Raw genomic sequence first — 20,773 nt, 5'->3', positions numbered from 1 at the left:
ACCCGCCCCTGCTATTTCAGTAGGACACAGCACGCGGGCGAGAGGTAGCGGTGATGGCGGCAGGCAACGGCATCCGGGTCGACATCGAGGCGTTGGCGGGCTCGGCGGCGCACGTCGCCGGCCAGGGTGAAGACCTGGCGACGGCACACATGTCGTCGGACGATCGCATCGCGACGGCGCAGTCCGGCTGGGTGGGTAGCTCGGGTGCCGCGCTGCAGACCCGGACCGCCGCGTGGCTGGAGACCTCACGGCGACTGCTGACCAACGTCGGGGATCATGCGCTGAGTCTGAACAACGACGGCATCAGCTTCACCACGCTCGAGCAGCACAACGTCGAGAGGCTGCGCGCAGTCCATCCGGACACCGCCGGGCCGGCCGACCTGGCCTGAGCCAGACGTTGACGGTGGTCGCCGTCGACCGGTGAGACGCGGGCGCCGCGAGACGGCCTCTGGTGTCAAACCGGGCGCTAACGGTTACTTCCCATGGGTGACAACAAAGCCTGACGCGGTTGTCGTCGTCCCGGCTCACAACGAGTTCGCGGCGCTGACCCGGTGCATCGAGGCGGTGAGGACGGCTGCGTCGGCCGCCGCCGTGCAGACCGCGGTGGTGGTGGTGCTCGACGCGTGTGAGGACGACAGTGCCAGCCTCGCCGGGCAATTCGGGTCGGACGTGCATTTCATCGCGGTGGACGAGCGCAACGTGGGTGCCGTCCGCGCGGCCGGGTTCCGCTACGCGCGTTCGGTCTTCGCCGAAGCGGCTGCGCCGTCGTGGTACGCGACCACCGACGCCGACACCGAGGTGGGCCGCGATTGGCTGACGCGCCAGCTGACCGCGGAAGCGGACATGGTGCTGGGCCTGGTACGGGTTGGCGTCTGGCGGCACCACTCCGAACAGGTGGCAGCGGAGTACGAGGCGCGTTACCGCGCCGAAGCGTCGCAACACATCCACGGCGCCAACATGGGCTTCGATCCTCGAGCGTATTGGCGGGTCGGCGGATTCGCCGCACGCGCCAGCGGTGAGGACGTCGAACTCGTGCGGCGCTTCCAGTCAGCCGGATATCGGGTCCACTGGGACGACTCGCTGTGGGTCACGACGTCCGACCGCCGAAATGGCCGGGCGCCGGGCGGCTTCGCCGAGTATCTCGACGAGGTCGCTCAGGACGTCGACGCGTTATGACGGCCGACCTGGTACTCGGTTGGCAGGCGGCCGGCCGGCTGGCGCTGCCGTTGCCCGGCTCCGGTGATACCGCGCAGCGGTGGCGCCGGCTTGCCGAATTGGCCGAAATCGACGTGGTCGCCGGGCGGTTGGCCGAGGCTCACACCGATGCCGTCGCGATCCTGGCCGAACTCGGCGGCCGAGCCGACGACGGATTCTGGGGGGTGTGGGCCGCCGAGGCGCCGAACGCCGTCGTGCGCGCCCGCAGCGCGGGAGACGTGACCGTTCTCGACGGCACCAAGGCGTGGTGTTCGGGCGCCGGGTTGTGCACGCACGCACTGGTCACCGCCCTGCTGACCGACGGGTCGCGGGGCTTGTTCGCGGTGGACTTGCGGCACGACTCGGTGCGACCGGGTGAGTCGAGGTGGCGCAATGCCGGTATGGCCGGAAGTGATACCCGGACAGTGGTATTCGCCGACGTGCCGGCGATCCCGGTGGGGCGCCCGGGCGACTACCTGAGCCGGCCCGGCTTCTGGTTCGGCGCGATCGGTGTCGCGGCCTGCTGGCTGGGCGGGGCCCGCGCGGTCGCCGAGCCGCTCTACCGGCGAGCCGCCGCCGGCTCGGCCGACGCCCACCATCTCGCTCACCTGGGCGCGGTCGACGCAGCACTCACCGCGGCGGATTCGGCGCTCACCGTCGCCGCCGAACGTGTCGACCACGACCCCGAAAACCATTCCGGCGCAGCCGAATTGACGGCCAGAAGGGTCCGCGCGATCGTCGAGAGTGCGGTCGACGAGGTGCTCGCCCGTACCGACCGGGCGCTGGGCCCCGGACCGCTGTGCACCGATGACCGGCACGCACGAGCGGTCGCCGATCTGACCGTATACATCCGGCAGAGCCACGCCGAACGCGACCTGGCCGCCCTCGGGGCGCTCACGGCCGGCCGCCGCGCCGACGGCTGAAACGCCCGGGGACTCACCCGCGATCCGCTACTGCCTCACCGCGGGATCGGCCTGTGCCGCTGGATCAGTTCTTCACCGCGGTCGTAATCGTCGTCGGCGTTGTGGGTGAGCACACCGACGGCCGCGCCGTCCTTCTCGTACCACACCGTGAAACCGCCGTCGTGTCCGGCGAAGTGGGCTCGGTCGAACCCGTCACCCCAGGCGTGGTACTTCAATGTCTCCTCGCCGATCGTCGTCCAGAAGCCGGGCACCGAATCCCATTGGCCGGCTTGGCCGGTCGCCGCGGCCCCGGCAATCGCACCTTGGTCCATGGCGTCCTGCCAGTGTTCCACCGCAATCGGCCGGCCGGCGGTCAGATTGTGCGCGTACGCGACATCACCTGCGGCATAGATGTTTTCGGCCGAAGTTCGCAAGCCCGCGTCGACCACGATGCGGCCGTCGCTGACCGTGATGCCGGCGTCGGAAGCCAACGTCGACTGCGGGGCGACCCCGGTGGCGGCGAGGATCAGCTCGCAATCGATCACACCGCCGTCCTCGAGGTGGACGGCTCCATCGCTCAGCGAGCTGACCGCCGTCGAGCCGACGAAACGCACACCGGCGTCGTTGAGAAAGCGGACTATCCGCGATCCCGCGTCGTCGCCGAGTCGCTTGGCCTGCGGAATCGGATCGGGGGCCACCAGCGTGGTCGTCACGCCGCGCAGGGCGAGCGAGGCCGCCGCCTCGCAGCCGATGAAACCGGCGCCGATCACCACGGCGGAATCCGCCCGTGCCGCCGCGCCGCGCAACGTCGTCGCGTCTGCCAGCGATCGCAGTTGCAGCGCCTTCTCGCCGCCCGGCACCGGAAACGGCCTGGGTTTGGCGCCGCAGGCCAGCACCAGCGACTGGTACGGATAACGCTCGCCCGCCGCCGCCACGAACCGCTGAGTTCGATCGATCTCGTCGACACCGGTCGTCGAGATCAACTCGATGTTCTTGTCCCGGAACCACTGCGCGGGGTGCAGCTCGGCGTCGGATCGCTCGGCCTCGCCGCGCAGGAATTCCTTGCTCAGCGGCGGCCGCTCGTAGGGAAGATCGGGGTCGTCGGTCAGGATGCGAACCGGGTCGTGCGAATTGTGTTCGCGGAAAGCCTCCGCCGCGCTCACACCCGCCGGACCACTGCCCACCACGATCAGTCCTGAGGAATCCATGCCTTGTGGGCTACCCCTGTGGCACCGGCCCTACGCGACGCGCACGGTTCCATCGACGGTCGGCGGCGGCCGGCTGGGTAGTGTCATGGCCGATCAAACGTCCGTTTCGGCAGCGTGGGAGGTAGTGACGTGCTGCGTCCTTCGTCCGTCACCGGCGTGCCACTGTCGGACTTGACCGCGCAGGTGGGGGCGGTTCCCGGCGGCGGGAGTACCGGATCTGAGCTGCAGATCACCGGCGTCACGCTGCGGGCACAGGATGTCGAGCCGGGTGACCTGTTCGCCGCGCTACCGGGGGCGGCGACCCACGGCGCCCGCTTCTTCCCGGAGGCGGTCGAGCGCGGAGCGGTCGCGGTGATCACCGATGCGGACGGGTTGGCGCAGCTGGACCGTGCCGCCGGAGCGGTGGCCGTGCTGGTGCACCCCGAGCCGCGCAGTGTTCTCGGCGAGATCGCCGCGACTGTCTACGGGCATCCGTCGGAGCGGATCGCCGTGGTGGGGGTCACCGGGACGTCGGGCAAGACCACCACGACCTACCTGATCGAAGCCGGGCTGCGGTCGGCCGGCCGTTCGGTGGGCCTGATCGGCACCGTCGGCCTGCGGATCAACGGAGAAGACATTCCCAGCGCCCTGACCACGCCGGAAGCGCCCGCGCTGCAAGCGCTCCTGGCGGCGATGGCCGAGCGCGGCGTCGACACGGTGGTGATGGAGGTGTCCAGCCACGCCCTGACCCTGGGGCGGGTGGACGGAATCGGCTTCGCGGTCGGCGCATTCACCAATCTGTCCCGCGACCACCTCGACTTCCACCGGTCGATGGAGGAGTACTTCGAGGCCAAGGCGCGGCTGTTCGATCCGGCGTCGCCCCTGCACGCCCGGCGCGCCGTGGTGTGCGTCGACGACGAGGCCGGCCGGGCGATGGCTCATCGCGCCGGATCTGTGGTGACCGTCAGCACCAAGGGTCGGCCCGCCGAGTGGCGCGCCGAGGCGGTCACCGCGCACGCCGGATCGCAGGAATTCACCGCGATCGATCCGGCCGGCGTGCGCCACCGCCTCGGAATCGCTCTGCCCGGCGATTACAACGTGGCCAATTGTCTTGTCGCACTGGCGGTTCTCGACGCCGTCGGGGTGTCCCCGCAGCAGGCGGCGCCGGGTTTGCGGAACACCCAGGTCCCCGGGCGGCTCGAACGGATCGACCGCGGCCAGGACTTCCTCGCACTGGTCGACTACGCCCACAAGCCCGGTGCGCTGCACGAGGTGCTGCGCACGCTGCGCCGCCCGGGGGCTCGGCTGGCCGTCGTCTTCGGTGCCGGCGGCGACCGCGACCCGGGTAAGCGCGCCGAGATGGGCCGCGTCGCGTCGGAGTTGGCCGACCTGGTGGTGGTGACCGACGACAACCCGCGCAGCGAGGATCCGGTGGCGATTCGCCGTGAAATCGTCTCCGGCGCAGCCGAAGCCGGGTCCGAACTGATCGAGATCGGTGACCGGCGTGCCGCGATCGCTCATGCTGTGGCCTGGGCTACGGCGGGCGATGTGGTGTTGATCGCCGGCAAGGGCCACGAGACCGGTCAGACCCGCAACGGTCAGACGCAGCCATTCGACGACCGGGTCGAGCTGGCGGCAGCGCTGGAAGCCCGCCGATGACCGCCGGCGACGATGCAGAGCGTAGCGATGAGGAGGAGCGGCGCCGATGATCGACCTGACCGTGGCGCATATCGCCGACATCGTCGGCGGCGAACTCGCCGACATCTCCGCCGAGGACGCGGCCCGCCTGCACGTCACCGGGACTGTCGAATTCGATTCGCGCAGAGTCACTTCCGGCGGACTGTTCCTGGCGTTGCCGGGTGCCCGCGTCGACGGGCACAAGCACGCCGCCGCCGCGGTGGCCGCCGGCGCCGTCGCGGTGCTGGCCGCTCGGCCGGTCGGCGTCCCGGCGATCGTGGTCGCCCCGGGCGCACACCTCGCCGACACCGGTGCCGGTGTACTCGAGCACGACACCGACGGCTCGGGCGCGGCGGTGCTGGCGGCGCTGGCCGCGCTGGCCGCCGCGGTGGCCGCCGAACTGGTGGCCGGGGGACTGACGATCGTCGGCATCACCGGTTCGTCGGGCAAGACGTCGACCAAGGACCTGCTGGCCGCGGTGCTCGCGCCGCTCGGCGAGGTGATCGCGCCGCCCGGGTCGTTCAACAACGAGCTCGGCCACCCATGGACGGTGTTGCGCGCCACCCCGAGCACCGACTACCTGATCTTGGAGCTGTCGGCGCGACACCCCGGCAACATCGCCGCGCTGGCCGCCATCGCACCGCCCACCATCGGAGTGGTGCTCAACGTCGGCACCGCCCACCTCGGCGAGTTCGGCTCGCGCGAAGTCATTGCCCGGACGAAAAGCGAACTGCCACAATCTGTTTTGGCAGGCGGCATCGTCGTGCTCAACGACGACGACCCCGCGGTGGCAGCGATGGCCGACGTGACCGCGGCCCGGGTGGTGCGAGTCAGCCGAAGCCGGGAGACCGACGTGTGGGCGGGACCGGTCGCACTCGACGAGCTGGCCAGGCCCCAGTTCACTCTGCACGCCGGCGACACCGCGGTCGACATCCGGCTGGCCGTCCACGGCGATCACCACGTCAGCAACGCGCTGTGCGCGGCGGCGGTCGCGCTGGAATGCGGCGCCACCACCGCGCAGATCGCCGAGGCGCTGGCCGGCGCCGGTCCGGTGTCGGGGCACCGGATGCGGGTCAGCACGCGCGCCGACGGGGTGACGGTGATCGACGACGCCTACAACGCCAACCCGGATTCGATGCGCGCCGGGCTGCAGGCGCTGGCCTGGATTTCGGCCTCCGACGCGGGCGGCGCCCCGGCCGGTAGACGTCGTAGCTGGGCGGTGCTGGGCGAGATGGGCGAACTGGGCGACGACGCGATATCCGAGCACGACCGCATCGGCCGGCTGGCGGTGCGATTAGATGTCTCTCGACTCATTGTCGTCGGAACGGGGAGGTCTATGAGCGCCATGCACCAGGGCGCCGTCATGGAAGGGGCACGGGGTACAGAAAACCCCGAGGCTGCGCTGGTCGCCGACGCCGACGCCGCCCTGGCCGTCCTGCGGGCCGAACTGCGGCCCGGCGACGTGGTGCTGGTCAAAGCCTCCAACGCCGCAGGACTGGGAGCACTGGCCGACGCTCTGACCACCGACGGCCAGGGCGATACCCGATGATCGACATTCTGCTCGCCGTCGCGATCTCGCTGACGGTGTCGATCCTGCTGACCCCGATGTTGATCCGGCTGTTCAACCGCCAGGGCTTCGGCCACGAAGTGCGCGAGGACGGGCCGCCGAGCCACAAGACCAAGCGCGGCACACCCTCGATGGGTGGGGTGGCGATCGTGGCCGGCATCTGGGCGGGCTACCTCGGCACCCATCTCGCCGGCCTGGCGTTCAACGGAAACGGCCCGTCAGCCTCAGGTCTGCTGGTGCTGTTCCTGGCCACCACACTGGGTGCGGTCGGATTCGTCGACGACCTGATCGGGATCCGGCGGTCGCGCAACCTGGGTCTGAACAAGACCGCGAAGACCGCCGGTCAGATCATCGCCGCCGTGCTGTTCGGGGTGCTGGTGCTGCAATTCCGTAGCGACGCTGGCTTGACACCGGGCAGCTCGGATCTGTCCTACGTGCGTGAGATCGCCACTGTCGCACTGGCGCCCGCGCTGTTCGTGTTGTTCTGCGTGCTCGTCGTCAGCGCCTGGTCGAACGCGGTCAACTTCACCGACGGACTGGACGGCCTGGCCGCCGGTTCGATGGCGATGGTGACCGCGGCCTACGTGCTGATCACGTTCTGGCAGTACCGCAACGCCTGCGCGACGGCCCCCGGCCTGGGCTGCTACAACGTTCGCGATCCGCTGGATCTGGCGATCATCGCCGCCGCCACCGCCGGTGCCTGCATCGGATTCCTGTGGTGGAACGCCGCACCGGCCAAGATCTTCATGGGCGACACCGGATCGCTCGCGCTGGGCGGCATCATCGCCGGCATCTCGGTCACCAGCCGTACCGAGATCCTCGCGGTGGTGCTCGGCTCGCTGTTCGTCGCCGAGATCGTCTCGGTGGTGCTGCAGATCCTGGCCTTCCGGACCACCGGGCGACGGGTGTTCCGGATGGCGCCATTCCATCACCACTTCGAACTGGCCGGCTGGGCCGAGACGACGGTGATCATCCGGTTCTGGCTGCTCACCGCGATCAGCTGCGGACTGGGTGTCGCGCTGTTCTACAGCGAGTGGCTCGCGGCGACCGGCGGAGGCTGATGTGACGCCCTCGCTCGAGCCGTTGTCGGCAGGGGCGCGGGTGCTGGTCGCGGGTGGCCGGGTGACCGGCCGCGCGGCGCTGAGGGCGCTCACCGAGTTGGGCGCCGCGGCGACGGTGTTCGACGACGACCCGGCCACCCGGCAGCAACTCGCCGAGGCGGGCACCGCGGTCATCGATTCGGCGACCGCCGTCCAGCGCATCGCCGACTACGCGCTGGTGATCGTGAGCCCGGGATTCGCGCCGAGCACGCCCATTCCGGCGGCCGCCGCGGCCGCGGGCGTTCCGGTCTGGGGGGATGTCGAGCTGGCCTGGCGACTCGATCAGGCCGGCCACTACGGCCCGCCGCGGCGCTGGCTGACGGTCACCGGCACCAACGGCAAAACCACCACCACCTCGATGCTGTACGCGATGCTGGTCGCCGCCGGCGTGCGAGCCCGGTTGTGCGGCAACATCGGCAACCCGGTGCTCGACGAGCTGACTGAGCCCGCCGACGTCCTCGCCGTCGAACTGTCCAGCTTCCAGTTGCACTGGGCGCCGTCGCTGCGACCCGAGGCCGGGGTCGTGCTCAACATCGCCGAGGACCATCTGGATTGGCACGGCACCCTCGCCGACTACGCCGCCGCGAAGGCCGGGGTGCTGCGCGGCCGGGTAGGCGTGGCCGGCCTCGACGACCAGCGGGCCACGGAGCTGCTCTCGGCCGCACCCGCGCCGGTTCGGGTCGGCTTCCGGCTCGGCGAACCCGCTGCCGGTGAACTGGGCGTCCGCGACGGAATGCTGGTCGACCGGGCGTTCGCCGACGACGAGCTGTTGGCGCCGGTGTCGTCCATTCCGGTGCCGGGCCCGGTCGGCGTGCTCGACGCGCTGGCCGCCGCAGCGCTCGCTCGCAGCATCGGGGTGCCCGGCGAGGCGATCGCCACGGCGCTGTCAGCGTTCCGGGTGGGCCGGCATCGCGCCGAGCTGGTCGCCGTCGTCGACCAGATCAGCTACATCGACGACTCCAAGGCAACCAACCCGCACGCGGCCGAAGCGTCGCTGCTGGCCTACCCACGGGTGGTCTGGATCGCCGGCGGGCTGCTGAAGGGTGCGTCGGTGGACGAGACCGTCCAGCGGGCGGCGTCGCGGCTGGTCGGAGCGGTATTGATCGGCCTAGACCGGGCGGTGGTTGCCGAGGCGTTATCGCGACACGCACCGGATGTGCCCGTTGTACAGGTCGTCACAAGCGAAGATGCTGATATGCCTGCGACTGCTGAGTCTCCTGCTACTCGTGTGACACGTGTGAGTTTGTCGTCGGACGAGGCGGTCGGCACCCGTGTGATGAACGCCGCCGTGGCGGCCGCTCGCGACCTCGCCGGGCCCGGAGACGCGGTGCTGCTGGCGCCGGCCGGGGCCTCATTCGACCAGTTCACCGGGTACGCGGATCGCGGCGACGCGTTCGCGGCCGCGGTCCGCGCGGCACAGCGGTAGCAGCGGGTGAAGAACGCACTGGCCCGGCTGGTGCGCCGGGGAACCAAGGGTGACCAGCCGGCGGATGACGAATCGACCGGCGACGACAAGCCCGCCAAGGCGACCGTCGCAACTGCCGCGGAGCCCCGGACCCGATTCGGGGCCTGGCTCAACCGGCCCATGACGTCGTTCCACCTGATCATCGCGGTGTCGGCGCTGCTGACCTCCCTCGGCCTGATCATGGTGCTGTCGGCCTCCGGTGTCCGTTCCTACGACGACGACGGGTCGGCGTGGACAATCTTCGGCCGCCAGGTGCTGTGGACCATCGTCGGGCTGTTCGCCTGCTATCTGGCGCTGCGGCTGCCGGTCCGGTTGATGCGGAAGCTGGCGTTCACCGGCTTCGCCGTCACCGTCGGGATGCTGGTGCTGGTCCTGATTCCGGGAATCGGCAAGGAGGCCAACGGATCCCGGGGATGGTTCGTCATCGCCGGATTCTCGATGCAGCCATCGGAGCTCACCAAGATCGCCTTCGCGATCTGGGGAGCGCACCTACTCGCGGCGCGACGCATGGAGCGGGCGTCGTTGCGCGAGATGCTGATTCCGCTGTTGCCGGCCGCGATCATCGCGCTGTCCCTCATTCTGGCCCAGCCCGACCTGGGGCAGACGGTCTCGATGGTCATCATCTTGCTCGGTTTGCTCTGGTACGTGGGGTTGCCGCTACAGATCTTCTTGAGCTCGCTCGGGCTGGCGATCGTCGCGGCCGGGGTATTGGCGGTGTCGGAGGGCTACCGTTCCGACCGGGTGCGGTCGTGGCTGGATCCGGGCCAGGATCCGATGGATTCCGGGTATCAGGCCCGGCAGGCGAAATTCGCGCTGGCCAACGGTGGTGTCTTCGGCGATGGTCTGGGCCAGGGCACCGCGAAATGGAACTACCTGCCCAACGCCCACAACGACTTCATCTTCGCGATCATCGGCGAGGAACTGGGCCTGGTCGGCGCACTCGGGCTGCTCGGACTGTTCGGGCTGTTCGCCTACACCGGCATGCGTATCGCCCGCCGTTCGGCCGACCCGTTCCTGCGCCTGCTGACCGCGACCACCACCTTGTGGGTGATCGGCCAGTCGTTCATCAACGTCGGTTATGTCATCGGTCTGCTTCCGGTCACCGGTATCCAGCTGCCCTTGATCTCGGCGGGTGGAACATCGACGGCCACAACACTTTTGATGATCGGCATGATGGCCAACGCGGCCCGGCACGAACCCGAGGCCGTCGCCGCGCTGCGGGCCGGCCGGGACGACCGGATGACCCGCATCCTGCGGCTGCCGCTGCCCGAGCCGTACTCGCCGACCCGGGTCGAGGCGTTGCGCGACCGGTTGCGCGCCAAGCCGCAGCCAGGCCAGCCCCCGCGGGCCGCCAAGCGCAAGCCGCCCAGACCACCCGCCGTCGATAAGCGGGCTGCGCGCGCAGGGCATCATGTAGGCGGACAGCGGTACACCGGCCAGCGTCAACGTCAGGCGCCGGGCCGTCGAGCACTGGAAGGTCAGCGCTACGGGTGAGCGACTCGGTCACGGGGTCATCGGCTATCACGCCGACCGGGCATTCGTCGTTGTCGGTTGTGCTTGCGGGCGGTGGCACAGCCGGTCACGTCGAGCCCGCGATGGCCGTCGCCGACGCCCTTGTCGAGCTTGATCCCGACGTTCGCATCACCGCGCTCGGCACTGCGCGCGGCCTGGAGACCCGCCTGGTTCCCGAACGTGGGTACACGCTCGAGCTGATCACCCCGGTGCCGCTGCCGCGCAAGCCCACCGGCGACCTGGCCCGGCTGCCGGCCCGAGTGCTGCGTGCGGTGCGCCAGACCCGTGCGGTGCTGGACAAAGTCGACGCCGACGTGGTCATCGGGTTCGGCGGCTACGTGTCACTGCCCGCCTATCTGGCTGCCCGCGGCGGGGTGAGCCTCGGCCGCCGGGTGCCGGTGGTGATTCACGAGGCCAACGCCAGTGCCGGACTGGCCAACCGGGTCGGCGCGCGCAGCGCACAGCGCGTCCTGTCCGCGGTGCCCGATCCGGGTCTGCCGAACGCCGAGGTGGTCGGCGTGCCGGTGCGCGCCGCAATCACGTCGCTGGACCGCGGCGCGCTGCGTTCGGAGGCGCGCGCGCACTTCGGCTTCGCCGACGACGCCCGGGTGCTGTTGGTCTTCGGCGGCTCGCAGGGTGCGGCGTCGCTCAACCGGGCGGTTGCCGCCGCGGCCGGCGAGCTGGCCGCCTCCGGGGTGGCGGTGCTGCACGCCTTCGGCGCCAAAAACACCATCGACCTGCGTGCGCCGGAACCCGGTGACCCGCCGTACGTCGCCGTGCCGTACCTCAACCGGATGGACCTCGCCTACGCCGCAGCCGACTTGGCGATCTGCCGTTCCGGCGCCATGACCGTTGCCGAAGTGACCGCGGTCGGCTTGCCCGCGGTATACGTGCCGCTGCCGATCGGAAACGGCGAGCAGCGGCTCAACGCGCTGCCGGTGATCAAAGCCGGCGGCGGCATGCTGATCGCCGACGCCGAGCTGACGCCGGGATTCGTCGCCGAACAGGTGGCCGGGCTGCTCACCGACGAGGCGCGGTTGACGGCGATGACCGCTGCCGCGGTGCTGGTCGGTCATCCGGAAGCGGCCCGACAGGTGGCCCGCGTCGCGCTGGACGTCGCGCGCGAAGCGCGGGACCGCAAGCTCGCGAGCAAACGGCGCGGTGCGACTGACGCCCGGCGCGGCAGGAAGCGGCGCAGTGCGCTCGAGGTTGCCCGCGCGGCGCGTGAGGCCAGGCGCGGGAAGAAACGGCGTAGTCCGCTGGAAGTGTCCCGGCTGGAGCGGCGCCGATGACCGTGACGCAGGCGCTGCCACCAGAACTACAGCGAGTGCACATGGTCGGCATCGGGGGAGCGGGCATGTCGGGGATCGCCCGCATCCTGCTGGACCGGGGCGGCGAGGTCTCGGGCTCCGATGCCAAGGAGTCGCGTGGCGTGCGGGCGCTGCAGGCTCGCGGCGCAAAGATCCGGATCGGCCACGACGCGTCGTCGCTGGATCTGTTGGCAGGGGGGCCGACCGCGGTGATCACCACTCACGCCGCCATCCCGAAGACCAATCCCGAACTCGTCGAAGCCCGCCGCCGCGGCATTCCGGTGGTGCTGCGTCCGGCGGTGCTGGCCAAGCTGATGGCCGGGCGGACCACGCTGATGGTGACGGGGACGCACGGCAAGACCACCACGACGTCGATGTTGATTGTGGCGCTGCAACATTGCGGCCGCGACCCCTCGTTCGCGGTCGGCGGTGAGATGGGTGAGGCCGGCACCAACGCCCACCACGGCAGCGGGGACTGCTTCGTCGCCGAGGCCGACGAAAGCGACGGCTCACTGCTGGAATACACCCCGAATGTCGCGGTGGTCACCAATATCGAGGCCGACCACCTCGACTTCTTCGGCAGCGCCGACGCCTACACCGCGGTGTTCGACTCGTTCGCCGAGCGCATTGCCCCGGGCGGAGCGCTGGTGGTCTGCACCGAGGATCCCGGCGCGGCGGCGTTGGCCGAACGCGTTGCGGCACTGGGTATCCGGGTGCTCCCTTATGGCTCGTCCGGTGCCGACCTGGCCGGGACGCTGCTGTCCTGGGAGCAGCTGGGCACCGAGGCGGTCGCGCACATCAAGCTCGACGGTGAAATCCACCCGTGGGTGATGCGGCTGTCGGTTCCGGGGCGTCACATGGCGCTCAACGCGCTCGGCGCACTGCTGGCCGCCGTCGAGATCGGCGCCCCCGCGGACTGCGTGCTGGATGGTCTGGCCGGCTTCGAAGGAGTCCGTCGCCGTTTCGAATTGATCGGAACTGCGGCTGCGGTAAGGGTTTTCGACGACTATGCACATCACCCGACCGAAGTGGCAGCCACGCTGGAGGCGGTACGGACGCTGCTGGAGCAGGCCGACTCCGGCCGGTCGCTGGTGGTGTTCCAGCCGCACTTGTATTCGCGGACACAGGCTTTCGCCGCTGAGTTCGGCGCTGCGCTGGATGCGGCCGACCACGTCTTCGTGCTCGACGTCTACGGAGCTCGCGAACAGCCGATCGCCGGAGTCAGCGGAGCGAGCATTGCCGAGCATGTCAGCGTCCCGGTGCAGTACCTACCGGATTTGTCCGCGGTTGCCGAGGCGGTGGCGGCCGTCGCCGAGCCCGGCGATGTCGTGGTCACCATGGGTGCCGGTGACGTCACGATGCTCGCGCCGGAGATCGTCACCGCGCTGCGGGTGCGGGCCAACCGCAGCGCACCGGGCCAGAGGACGCCGAGGTGACCGAGCCTGACGGCGCGACGTCGGCCGGCACCGAGGACGACCCCGTCGTGGCCGAACCGATCGCGGCGGCAAGCGATGACGACGGTGTCGTCGCGGACGCCGAACAGGCCGACGAACAGGCCGAGGATCCGGTCGAGGGCCCGCGACGACGCGAGCGTCGCGAGCGCGCCGAACGCCGCGAGGCGCAAGCCCGCGCGATGGCGATCGAACAGGCCCGTCGCGACGCCAAACGCGCGGCCCGCGGTCGCGGGACATCGGCAACCAAACCCGCTGCGCGGGGCGCAGTTCGGGGCCTGAAGCTGTTCCTGGTGTCGCTGCTGCTGATCGTCGCGGCCACCAGCGTCGGCCTCGTCCTGTATTTCACGCCGCTGATGGCGGCCCGCGGGATCGTCGTCAACGGCATCGGCGCCGTCACCCGCGAAGAGGTGCTCGACGCCGCACACGTCAAGCCCGGCACTCCGCTTCTGCAGATCAACACCGACCGCGTCGCCGACCGGGTGGCTGCGATCCGCCGGGTGGCCAGCGCGCACGTACAGCGCGACTACCCGTCGGCATTGATGATCACCGTCGTCGAGCGAATCCCGGTGGTGGTCAAAGACCTGCCCGACGGGCCGCACCTGTTCGACCGGGACGGCGTCGACTTCGCGACGGCGCCGCCACCGCCGGCCTTGCCCTACCTCGACGTCGAGAATCCGGGTCCGGCCGATCCCGCGACCAAGGCCGCGCTCGCGGTGCTGACGGCGCTGCGACCCGAAGTGGTCGCGCAGGTGAGCCGGATCGCCGCCCCCTCGGTCGCCTCGATCACGCTGACACTGGGCGACGGGCGCACGGTGATCTGGGGGACCAACGACCGGACCGAAGAGAAAGCACAGAAGCTGGCGGCCCTGCTGACCCGGCCGGGCCGGACCTACGACGTGTCCAGCCCGGATCTGCCCACCGTCAGGTAGTCCGCGCCCGACGTTGCGACCGCCCGGCCAAAATTCGCGAAATTCGCCCGCGGCGCGTCGGCGCGCCTGCACCGATCGAGTACGCGGCGGCCATACCGTTCTGTTTGCGCGAATCAACCTGACATAACTCTAAATCTCTAGTAGAGGTTGAGGTTTGCCGGAGCGATTCGCACCGAAGCTGTCCCACCAGGGAGGAACACAGAATGATGACCCCGCCGCACAACTACCTGGCCGTCATCAAAGTCGTGGGGATAGGCGGCGGTGGTGTCAACGCCGTCAACCGCATGATCGAGCAAGGGCTCAAAGGCGTGGAGTTCATCGCCATCAACACCGATGCTCAGGCGTTGTTGATGAGCGATGCCGACGTCAAGCTCGACGTCGGTCGCGACTCCACCCGTGGTCTTGGTGCCGGTGCCGACCCCGAAGTGGGTCGAAAGGCCGCCGAAGACGCCAAAGACGAGATCGAGGAACTGCTGCGCGGGGCTGACATGGTCTTCGTCACCGCCGGCGAGGGCGGTGGAACGGGCACCGGTGGTGCGCCCGTGGTCGCCAGCATCGCCCGCAAGCTCGGCGCGCTGACCGTCGGTGTGGTGACGCGCCCGTTCTCCTTCGAGGGCAAGCGCCGCAGCAACCAGGCCGAGAACGGCATCTCCTCGCTGCGCGAAAGCTGCGACACGCTGATCGTGATTCCCAACGACCGCCTGCTGCAGATGGGCGACGCCGCGGTATCGCTGATGGACGCCTTCCGCAGTGCCGACGAGGTGCTGCTGAACGGTGTGCAGGGCATCACCGACCTGATCACCACCCCGGGCCTGATCAACGTCGACTTCGCCGACGTCAAGGGAGTCATGAGCGGGGCGGGCACGGCGCTGATGGGTATCGGCTCGGCGCGGGGCGACGGTCGCGCACTGAAGGCCGCGGAAATCGCGATCAACTCACCGTTGCTCGAGGCGTCGATGGAGGGCGCGCAGGGCGTGCTGCTGTCGGTCGCGGGTGGCAGCGATCTCGGGTTGTTCGAGATCAACGAGGCCGCCTCGCTGGTCCAGGACGCCGCGCACCAGGACGCGAACATCATCTTCGGCACGGTGATCGACGACTCGCTGGGTGACGAGGTGCGGGTGACAGTGATCGCGGCGGGCTTCGATGCCGCCGGACCGGGACGCAAACCGGTGGTCAGCAACGCCACCGCCGCAGCCACCACCACGGTCGCCTCGGGCAAGCACGGCAAGATCAGCTCGAGCCTGTTCGAGCCAGCCGACGCTGTCAGCGTGTCGGTGCCGACCAACGGCGCGACCTTCGACATCGGCGGTGAGGACGACGATGTCGACGTGCCGCCCTTCATGCGGCGCTAGCCCGCGACGATGCGGACCGCCACGCGGCGGGAAGCGGCGAGCGGCCGTCGGCCTCCCGGTACGACGCGGGCCGCGGCCTTGCTTCCACCGGATACTGGACGGGTGAGCGTTCGCATCCGACGGGTCAGCACGACCCGGGCCGGCGGTGTCTCGGCACCGCCCTTCGACAGCTTCAATCTCGGCGACCACGTCGGCGACGACCCGGCTGCGGTGGCTGCCAACCGCAAGCGCCTCGGAACTGCGATCGGGCTCGGTCCCGACCGGGTGGTGTGGATGAACCAGGTCCACAGCGACCACGTCGAGGTGGTCGACGGTCCCCGCGGCGCTGCATTCGACAACACCGACGGATTGGTCACTCGCACACCGCGATTGGCGTTGGCCGTGGTCACTGCCGACTGCGTCCCGGTGCTGCTGGCCGACGCGCGGGCGGGCGTGGTGGCGGCAGTGCACGCGGGCCGGGTCGGCGCGCGTGACGGCGTGGTGGCCCGTGCGGTCGAGGCAATGGTGGGCCTGGGCGCGCGTGCGGCCGACATCTCGGTGTTGCTCGGTCCGGCCGTCAGCGGCCGCAACTACGAGGTGCCCGCGGCCATGGCCGACGAGGTCGAGGCGGCGCTGCCGGGCAGTCGGACAACCACCTCCGCCGGCACGCCCGGGCTGGACCTGCGTGCCGGAATTGCTTGCCAGCTCGAGACTTTGGGGATAGCCGCCATCGACGTCGACCCGCGCTGCACGGTCGATGACGCCGCTTTGTTCAGCCACCGCCGCGGTGCACCGACCGGACGGCTGGCCTCGGTGGTGTGGATGGAATGAGCGTGGCGGTAAACGTTTCACCCCGACCTGAGCGAGAAATGGAATTGGCCGATTCTTTCGCGGCGTTGCAAGCGCGGCTTGCCGCGGCCGTCGAAGCGGCCGGCCGCAAACTCGACGAAATTCAACTCCTGCCTGTTACCAAATTCTTTCCGGCAACCGATGTCGCGATTTTGTCGCGATTGGGATGCGCCGCCTTCGGCGAATCCCGCGACCAGGAAGCGGCGGCCAAGGTCGCTGAAGTCGATCGGTTGCTGGACGGGCCGGAAGCGGGTGACTCCGCAAAGGGCCCACGGCAGTGGCACATGGTCGGCACAATTCAGCGCAACAAGGCCCGGTCGCTGGCCACCTGGGCGCACACCGCGCACTCGGTCAGCAGCGCCCGCGTGGTGAATGCACTGGACCGGGCTGTCGAGGGCGCGCTCGGCGACGGGCGCCGATCTCAGCCGCTGCGGGTATACGTCCAGATCAGCCTAGACGGCGACGTGTCCCGTGGCGGTGTCGACGTCTCCGACAGCGGAGCCGTCGACGAGATCTGCGCCCGGGTCGACGACTCGGAGTCTCTGGAATTGGTTGGCCTGATGGGCATCCCGCCGCTGGACTGGGAGCCGGAGAAGGCGTTCGCCCGTCTGCAGTCCGAGCATCAACGGGTGCGCCGGACGCACCCGGAGGCGGCGGGATTGTCGGCTGGGATGTCGAACGACCTCGAAACAGCGGTCAAACATGGTTCGACGTGTGTGCGTGTCGGTACCGCATTGTTGGGCCAGCGCCCGCTACCGTCACCGTCAATAGTCACTCCAGTCACATCTTCATCACAGACACCCCGCACCCCAGAGTCATAAGTCCCCAGAGCAGTAGAAGGGTCAAGCGATGAGCACACTCCACAAGGTCAAGGCCTACTTCGGAATGGCCCCCATGGAGGATTACGACGACGAGTACTACGACGACCACGCCCCGGCGCGCACCGGCGGCTATCCACGGCAGCGGTTCGCCGACGACGGGTACGGCAGCCGTTACGAGGGACGCGAGTACGACGACCCGCGCGGCGAGGCCGGCGGCGACTACGCCGCGGGCGGCTACCGCGGCGGTTACACCGAGGAGCCGCGATTCCGCGGACCCGACTACGACCGTGGCGACATCGGCCGGCCGCGCTTCGGCTCGCTGCGCGGTTCCACCCGCGGTGCCCTGGCCATGGACCCTCGACGGATGGCGATGCTGTTCGACGAAAGCAGCCCGCTGTCGAAGATCACCACGCTGCGGCCCAAGGACTACAGCGAGGCCCGCACCATCGGAGAGCGGTTCCGCGACGGCACCCCGGTGATCATGGACCTGGTCTCGATGGACAACGCCGATGCCAAGCGCCTGGTGGATTTCGCGGCCGGCCTGGCGTTCGCGCTACGTGGTTCATTCGACAAGGTCGCCACCAAGGTGTTCCTGCTCTCACCGGCTGACGTCGATGTCTCGCCTGAAGAGCGTCGCCGCATCGCCGAGACCGGGTTTTACGCCTACCAGTAGCCGCACGGCGGGTCGGCGCACGAGCCGGTAGGCTGATTTCGCCCTGCTGGATCGCAGTGTGGGCTGTCGCCAAGGTCACATCTTCATCACTAAGGTCGGGCTCGCGTTGACGCTGTTTGTGCACATCATTGGTTTTGCGCTGTTCACCTTCTGGCTATTGCTGATCGCGCGCGTCGTCGTTGAGTTCATCCGGTCGTTCAGCCGGGATTGGCATCCGCGCGGTCTGACCGTGGTGATCCTCGAGATCATCCTGTCGGTCACCGATCCGCCGGTGAATCTGCTGAGGCGACTGATCCCGCAGCTCACCGTTGGTGCTGTGCGCTTCGACCTGTCCATCATGGTGCTGCTGCTGGTGGCGTTCGTCGGCATGACCATGGCGCTGGACTACCAGGCCTGACTCGGCCCGCCGGCGCCCAGCTGCGGTGACGGCCGCCGCGCGACAGTTTGCTGGCCCCGGCCAAAAGGTCACGTAAGAGGTCGATTTGTTACCTCTTAATCTTTGAAATTCGGTCTTATTTATCGACCGATTCGGCAACCGGCGAGTCTGGTGTGACAGGATGGGCCGCAGTTGCACCATGGCTACGACACTGTTCATCCCGTTCTACACTTTCCTGGTCGGTTCGACCGTCCACACTCAAGGGGGCTAGTAATGCCGCTGACACCCGCAGACGTCCACAATGTGGCGTTCAGCAAGCCGCCGATCGGCAAGCGTGGTTACAACGAGGATGAGGTAGACGCCTTCCTCGATCTGGTCGAGAACGAGCTGACTCGCCTCATCGAGGAGAACTCCGACCTGCGTCAGCGGGTTGCCGAGCTGGACCAGGAACTGGCCGGTGCACGCGCCGGCGGGGGCGCCAGTGTGCAAGCCACGCAAACGATTCCGGTGTACGAGCCCGAGCCCGAGCCGGTCAAGCCGGCGCAGCCTGCTCCGGTGGCGGCGGCCCCGGCCGTCTCGCAGCCGTTGGGCGAAGAAGGGGCACTCAAGGCTGCCCGCGTCCTCAGCCTCGCCCAGGACACCGCCGACCGCTTGACCAGCACCGCCCAGGCCGAGTCAGACAAGCTGCTCTCCGACGCCCGGGCGAACGCCGAACAGATCGTGGGCGACGCTCGCCGCGAGGCCGAGACCACCGTCTCCGAGGCCCGTCAGCGTGCCGATGCGCTGCTCAGCGACGCGCAGACCCGGTCGGAGACCCAGCTGCGCCAGGCACAGGAGAAGGCCGACGCACTGCAGGCCGATGCCGAGCGCAAGCATTCCGAGATCATGGGCACCATCAACCAGCAGCGCACGGTGCTGGAAGGTCGCCTCGAGCAACTTCGCACCTTCGAGCGCGAGTACCGCACCCGGCTCAAGACCTACCTGGAGTCTCAGCTCGAAGAGCTGGGTCAGCGCGGGTCGGCGGCGCCGGTGGATTCCAGCGCGACCAACGACTCCGCGGGATTCAACCAGTTCAATCGCGGTAACAACTAGGTCGGTCGGCGATACTGGCGGCAGCTGTCGCTAAGCTGCACAGTTGGCAGTGTCGCCTGAGTCGGCTGGAGGTTTACCGGGTGCTGATTATCTCGCTCGTGCTAGCGGTGATCGGTCTTGCCGCGCTTGTGTTCGCGGTCATCACCAGCAACGAGCTCGTTGCGTGGGTGTGTATCGGCGCCAGCGTGCTGGGCGTGGTGTTGCTGATCATCGACGCGCTGCAGGAGCGGCAGCGTCGTGAGGCTGGTACGGGCGCGCACGATGACGACGCTGCCGACACCGTCGACGACGAGCCCGCCGATTATCCGGCCGACGCCGCCGAGGAGGCCGAAGCCACTTCGGCGCACCCGGATTCCGAAGGGGCCGCTGACGACAGCGTCAGCGACGACCACTCCCGCTGACTACTTGCCGGTCGGCAGCGCCAACAATTCGCGGACCTCGTCGTCGCTGACTTGACGGAAGTCGGCGAACACCTGGCCGACAGCGTCGAAATCTTCGGGCATCGTCGCGCACACCACGGCATCGGCCTCGTTGGCCACCAGCCGGCACACCGATTCCGGCCCGACCGGAACAGCGACCACGATCGCCTCGGGACCGCCTGCTCGCAGGGCCCGAACCGCGGCCAGGATGCTTGCGCCGGTGGCGATTCCGTCGTCCACCACGATCACGGTTTTGCCGCGCGGGTCGGCCGGCGGTCGGCCGTCCCGGTAGGCGGTTTCGCGGCGTCGAAGTTCGGCGCTCTCCCGTTCGATGACGTGACGGATCTGCTCGTCGCTGACCTGCAGGCTCGTCACCACGCTGTCGTTCAGTACGACACCACCGCCGCTGGCCAGTGCCCCCATCGCGAGCTCGGGCCACTGCGGCACGCCGAGCTTGCGGACCAGGAACACATCGAGGTCCGCACCCAGGGTCGCGGCGATCTCCCAGCCGACCGGCACGCCGCCGCGGGCCAGGCCCAAGACCAGCAGCGGGTCGCGGCCCCGGTAACCCGACAACTCAGCGGCGAGCACCCGGCCGGCGTCTCGGCGGTCGCGGAAGGTGCGTCGGGGGCCGCGTCGCTCCATGCCTCGAGTGTGGACCCGAGCCCGCCGACTCCGCGCCGAAAGTGCAACTACCGGGGGGACTACGTGGGATTCGCCTCGCCAGTTGCACTTTCGACGACACACGGCTCGGTCGCCGACCACTCGACTCGTCTGATGGGTGTCCGAGGGGGTGTGTGAGTTCATGACATAGGTGACAGATGAGTCGCGTCATGGGTTACATCAGCGATGACCGGTGATGAGTCGGGTCATAGGTGACAGTCATGGCTCATGTCGAAAGCGCGTGTGGTCGTG

18 protein-coding genes and 2 pseudogenes are annotated in these 20,773 nt (G+C 69.2%); 18 read left to right on the top strand and 2 right to left on the bottom strand.

Annotation, left to right across the window (positions count from 1 at the left end; all coding sequences use genetic code 11):
* Nucleotides 1-53 precede the first annotated feature (53 nt).
* The 3 genes from CYU59_RS15300 to CYU59_RS15290 all read left to right on the top strand — a co-directional run bounded on the left by CYU59_RS15300 (nt 54) and on the right by CYU59_RS15290 (nt 2,117).
* A complete protein-coding gene (locus tag CYU59_RS15300; RefSeq protein WP_292991060.1) occupies nt 54-389 on the top strand; it encodes a WXG100 family type VII secretion target in 336 nt (111 codons plus the stop codon).
* Nucleotides 390-486: 97 nt separating this feature from the next.
* A complete protein-coding gene (locus CYU59_RS15295) occupies nt 487-1,176 on the top strand; it encodes a glycosyltransferase (protein ID WP_292991058.1) in 690 nt (229 codons plus the stop codon).
* Complete coding sequence (locus CYU59_RS15290) at nt 1,173-2,117, top strand: acyl-CoA dehydrogenase (RefSeq protein WP_292991057.1); 945 nt, start codon at nt 1,173-1,175, stop codon at nt 2,115-2,117. The genes CYU59_RS15295 and CYU59_RS15290 overlap by 4 nt, the downstream gene beginning before the upstream one ends.
* 35 nt (nt 2,118-2,152) lie before the next feature.
* Here CYU59_RS15290 and CYU59_RS15285 read toward each other — a convergent pair whose 3' ends face one another.
* Nucleotides 2,153-3,304 carry an FAD-dependent oxidoreductase gene (locus CYU59_RS15285; protein ID WP_292991056.1) on the bottom strand — a complete coding sequence of 384 codons (1,152 nt, stop codon included), beginning with the start codon at nt 3,302-3,304 and terminating at the stop codon, nt 2,153-2,155.
* A gap of 129 nt (nt 3,305-3,433) precedes the next feature.
* Between CYU59_RS15285 and CYU59_RS15280 the strand changes: the two genes are divergently transcribed.
* The 15 genes and pseudogenes from CYU59_RS15280 to CYU59_RS15210 all read left to right on the top strand — a co-directional run bounded on the left by CYU59_RS15280 (nt 3,434) and on the right by CYU59_RS15210 (nt 19,840).
* Nucleotides 3,434-4,942: a UDP-N-acetylmuramoyl-L-alanyl-D-glutamate--2,6-diaminopimelate ligase gene (locus tag CYU59_RS15280; RefSeq protein WP_292991054.1), complete on the top strand. Its 1,509-nt coding sequence runs from the start codon at nt 3,434-3,436 to the stop codon at nt 4,940-4,942.
* Nucleotides 4,943-4,988: 46 nt separating this feature from the next.
* A complete protein-coding gene (murF, locus tag CYU59_RS15275) occupies nt 4,989-6,509 on the top strand; it encodes a UDP-N-acetylmuramoyl-tripeptide--D-alanyl-D-alanine ligase (protein WP_292991052.1) in 1,521 nt (506 codons plus the stop codon).
* Nucleotides 6,506-7,588, top strand: a complete 1,083-nt coding sequence (gene mraY / locus CYU59_RS15270; protein ID WP_292991050.1) for a phospho-N-acetylmuramoyl-pentapeptide-transferase — start codon at nt 6,506-6,508, stop codon at nt 7,586-7,588. The genes murF and mraY overlap by 4 nt, the downstream gene beginning before the upstream one ends.
* A gap of 1 nt (nt 7,589) precedes the next feature.
* Nucleotides 7,590-9,053 carry a UDP-N-acetylmuramoyl-L-alanine--D-glutamate ligase gene (murD, locus tag CYU59_RS15265; protein ID WP_292991048.1) on the top strand — a complete coding sequence of 488 codons (1,464 nt, stop codon included), beginning with the start codon at nt 7,590-7,592 and terminating at the stop codon, nt 9,051-9,053.
* A gap of 6 nt (nt 9,054-9,059) precedes the next feature.
* Nucleotides 9,060-10,586 (top strand): putative lipid II flippase FtsW, encoded by a 1,527-nt coding sequence (gene ftsW, locus CYU59_RS15260; RefSeq protein ID WP_292991047.1) that lies wholly within the window; start codon nt 9,060-9,062, stop codon nt 10,584-10,586.
* A pseudogene (gene murG / locus CYU59_RS15255) lies at nt 10,583-11,725 on the top strand (undecaprenyldiphospho-muramoylpentapeptide beta-N-acetylglucosaminyltransferase); the annotation flags it as partial. The gene ftsW and the pseudogene murG, both read left to right, overlap by 4 nt.
* A 167-nt stretch (nt 11,726-11,892) precedes the next feature.
* Entirely contained in the window at nt 11,893-13,350 is a 1,458-nt protein-coding gene (murC, locus tag CYU59_RS15250; protein WP_292991046.1) for a UDP-N-acetylmuramate--L-alanine ligase, read from the top strand.
* Nucleotides 13,351-13,409: 59 nt separating this feature from the next.
* A complete protein-coding gene (locus CYU59_RS15245; RefSeq protein ID WP_292991367.1) occupies nt 13,410-14,297 on the top strand; it encodes an FtsQ-type POTRA domain-containing protein in 888 nt (295 codons plus the stop codon).
* Nucleotides 14,298-14,503: 206 nt separating this feature from the next.
* The gene (ftsZ, locus tag CYU59_RS15240; RefSeq protein WP_292991365.1) at nt 14,504-15,649 is read left to right on the top strand and encodes a cell division protein FtsZ; all 1,146 of its coding nucleotides are present in this window, start codon (nt 14,504-14,506) and stop codon (nt 15,647-15,649) included.
* A 102-nt stretch (nt 15,650-15,751) separates the two neighbouring features.
* Nucleotides 15,752-16,459 (top strand): peptidoglycan editing factor PgeF, encoded by a 708-nt coding sequence (pgeF, locus tag CYU59_RS15235; RefSeq protein WP_292991045.1) that lies wholly within the window; start codon nt 15,752-15,754, stop codon nt 16,457-16,459.
* Nucleotides 16,456-17,298 carry an alanine racemase gene (locus tag CYU59_RS15230; protein WP_292991044.1) on the top strand — a complete coding sequence of 281 codons (843 nt, stop codon included), beginning with the start codon at nt 16,456-16,458 and terminating at the stop codon, nt 17,296-17,298. Before pgeF ends, CYU59_RS15230 begins: the two co-directional genes overlap by 4 nt.
* A gap of 28 nt (nt 17,299-17,326) precedes the next feature.
* Nucleotides 17,327-17,971 carry a cell division protein SepF gene (locus CYU59_RS15225; protein WP_292991043.1) on the top strand — a complete coding sequence of 215 codons (645 nt, stop codon included), beginning with the start codon at nt 17,327-17,329 and terminating at the stop codon, nt 17,969-17,971.
* 106 nt (nt 17,972-18,077) lie between these two features.
* A complete protein-coding gene (locus CYU59_RS15220; RefSeq protein WP_292991042.1) occupies nt 18,078-18,368 on the top strand; it encodes a YggT family protein in 291 nt (96 codons plus the stop codon).
* Between the two features lie 252 nt (nt 18,369-18,620).
* A complete protein-coding gene (locus CYU59_RS15215; RefSeq protein WP_292991041.1) occupies nt 18,621-19,439 on the top strand; it encodes a DivIVA domain-containing protein in 819 nt (272 codons plus the stop codon).
* Nucleotides 19,440-19,519: 80 nt separating this feature from the next.
* Nucleotides 19,520-19,840: a hypothetical protein gene (locus CYU59_RS15210; RefSeq protein WP_292991039.1), complete on the top strand. Its 321-nt coding sequence runs from the start codon at nt 19,520-19,522 to the stop codon at nt 19,838-19,840.
* Here the strand turns inward: CYU59_RS15210 and CYU59_RS15205 are convergent.
* A pseudogene (locus CYU59_RS15205) lies at nt 19,841-20,497 on the bottom strand (phosphoribosyltransferase); the annotation flags it as partial. It lies immediately after the preceding gene.
* Between the last annotated feature and the right edge of the window lie 276 nt (nt 20,498-20,773).

Origin of the sequence: Mycobacterium sp., from assembly GCF_002863225.1 — a bacterium.
Classification (GTDB): Bacteria; Actinomycetota; Actinomycetes; order Mycobacteriales; family Mycobacteriaceae; genus Mycobacterium.
Note: the sequence above shows the minus strand (reverse complement) of the source record. Positions and strands in the feature narration are given on the sequence as shown.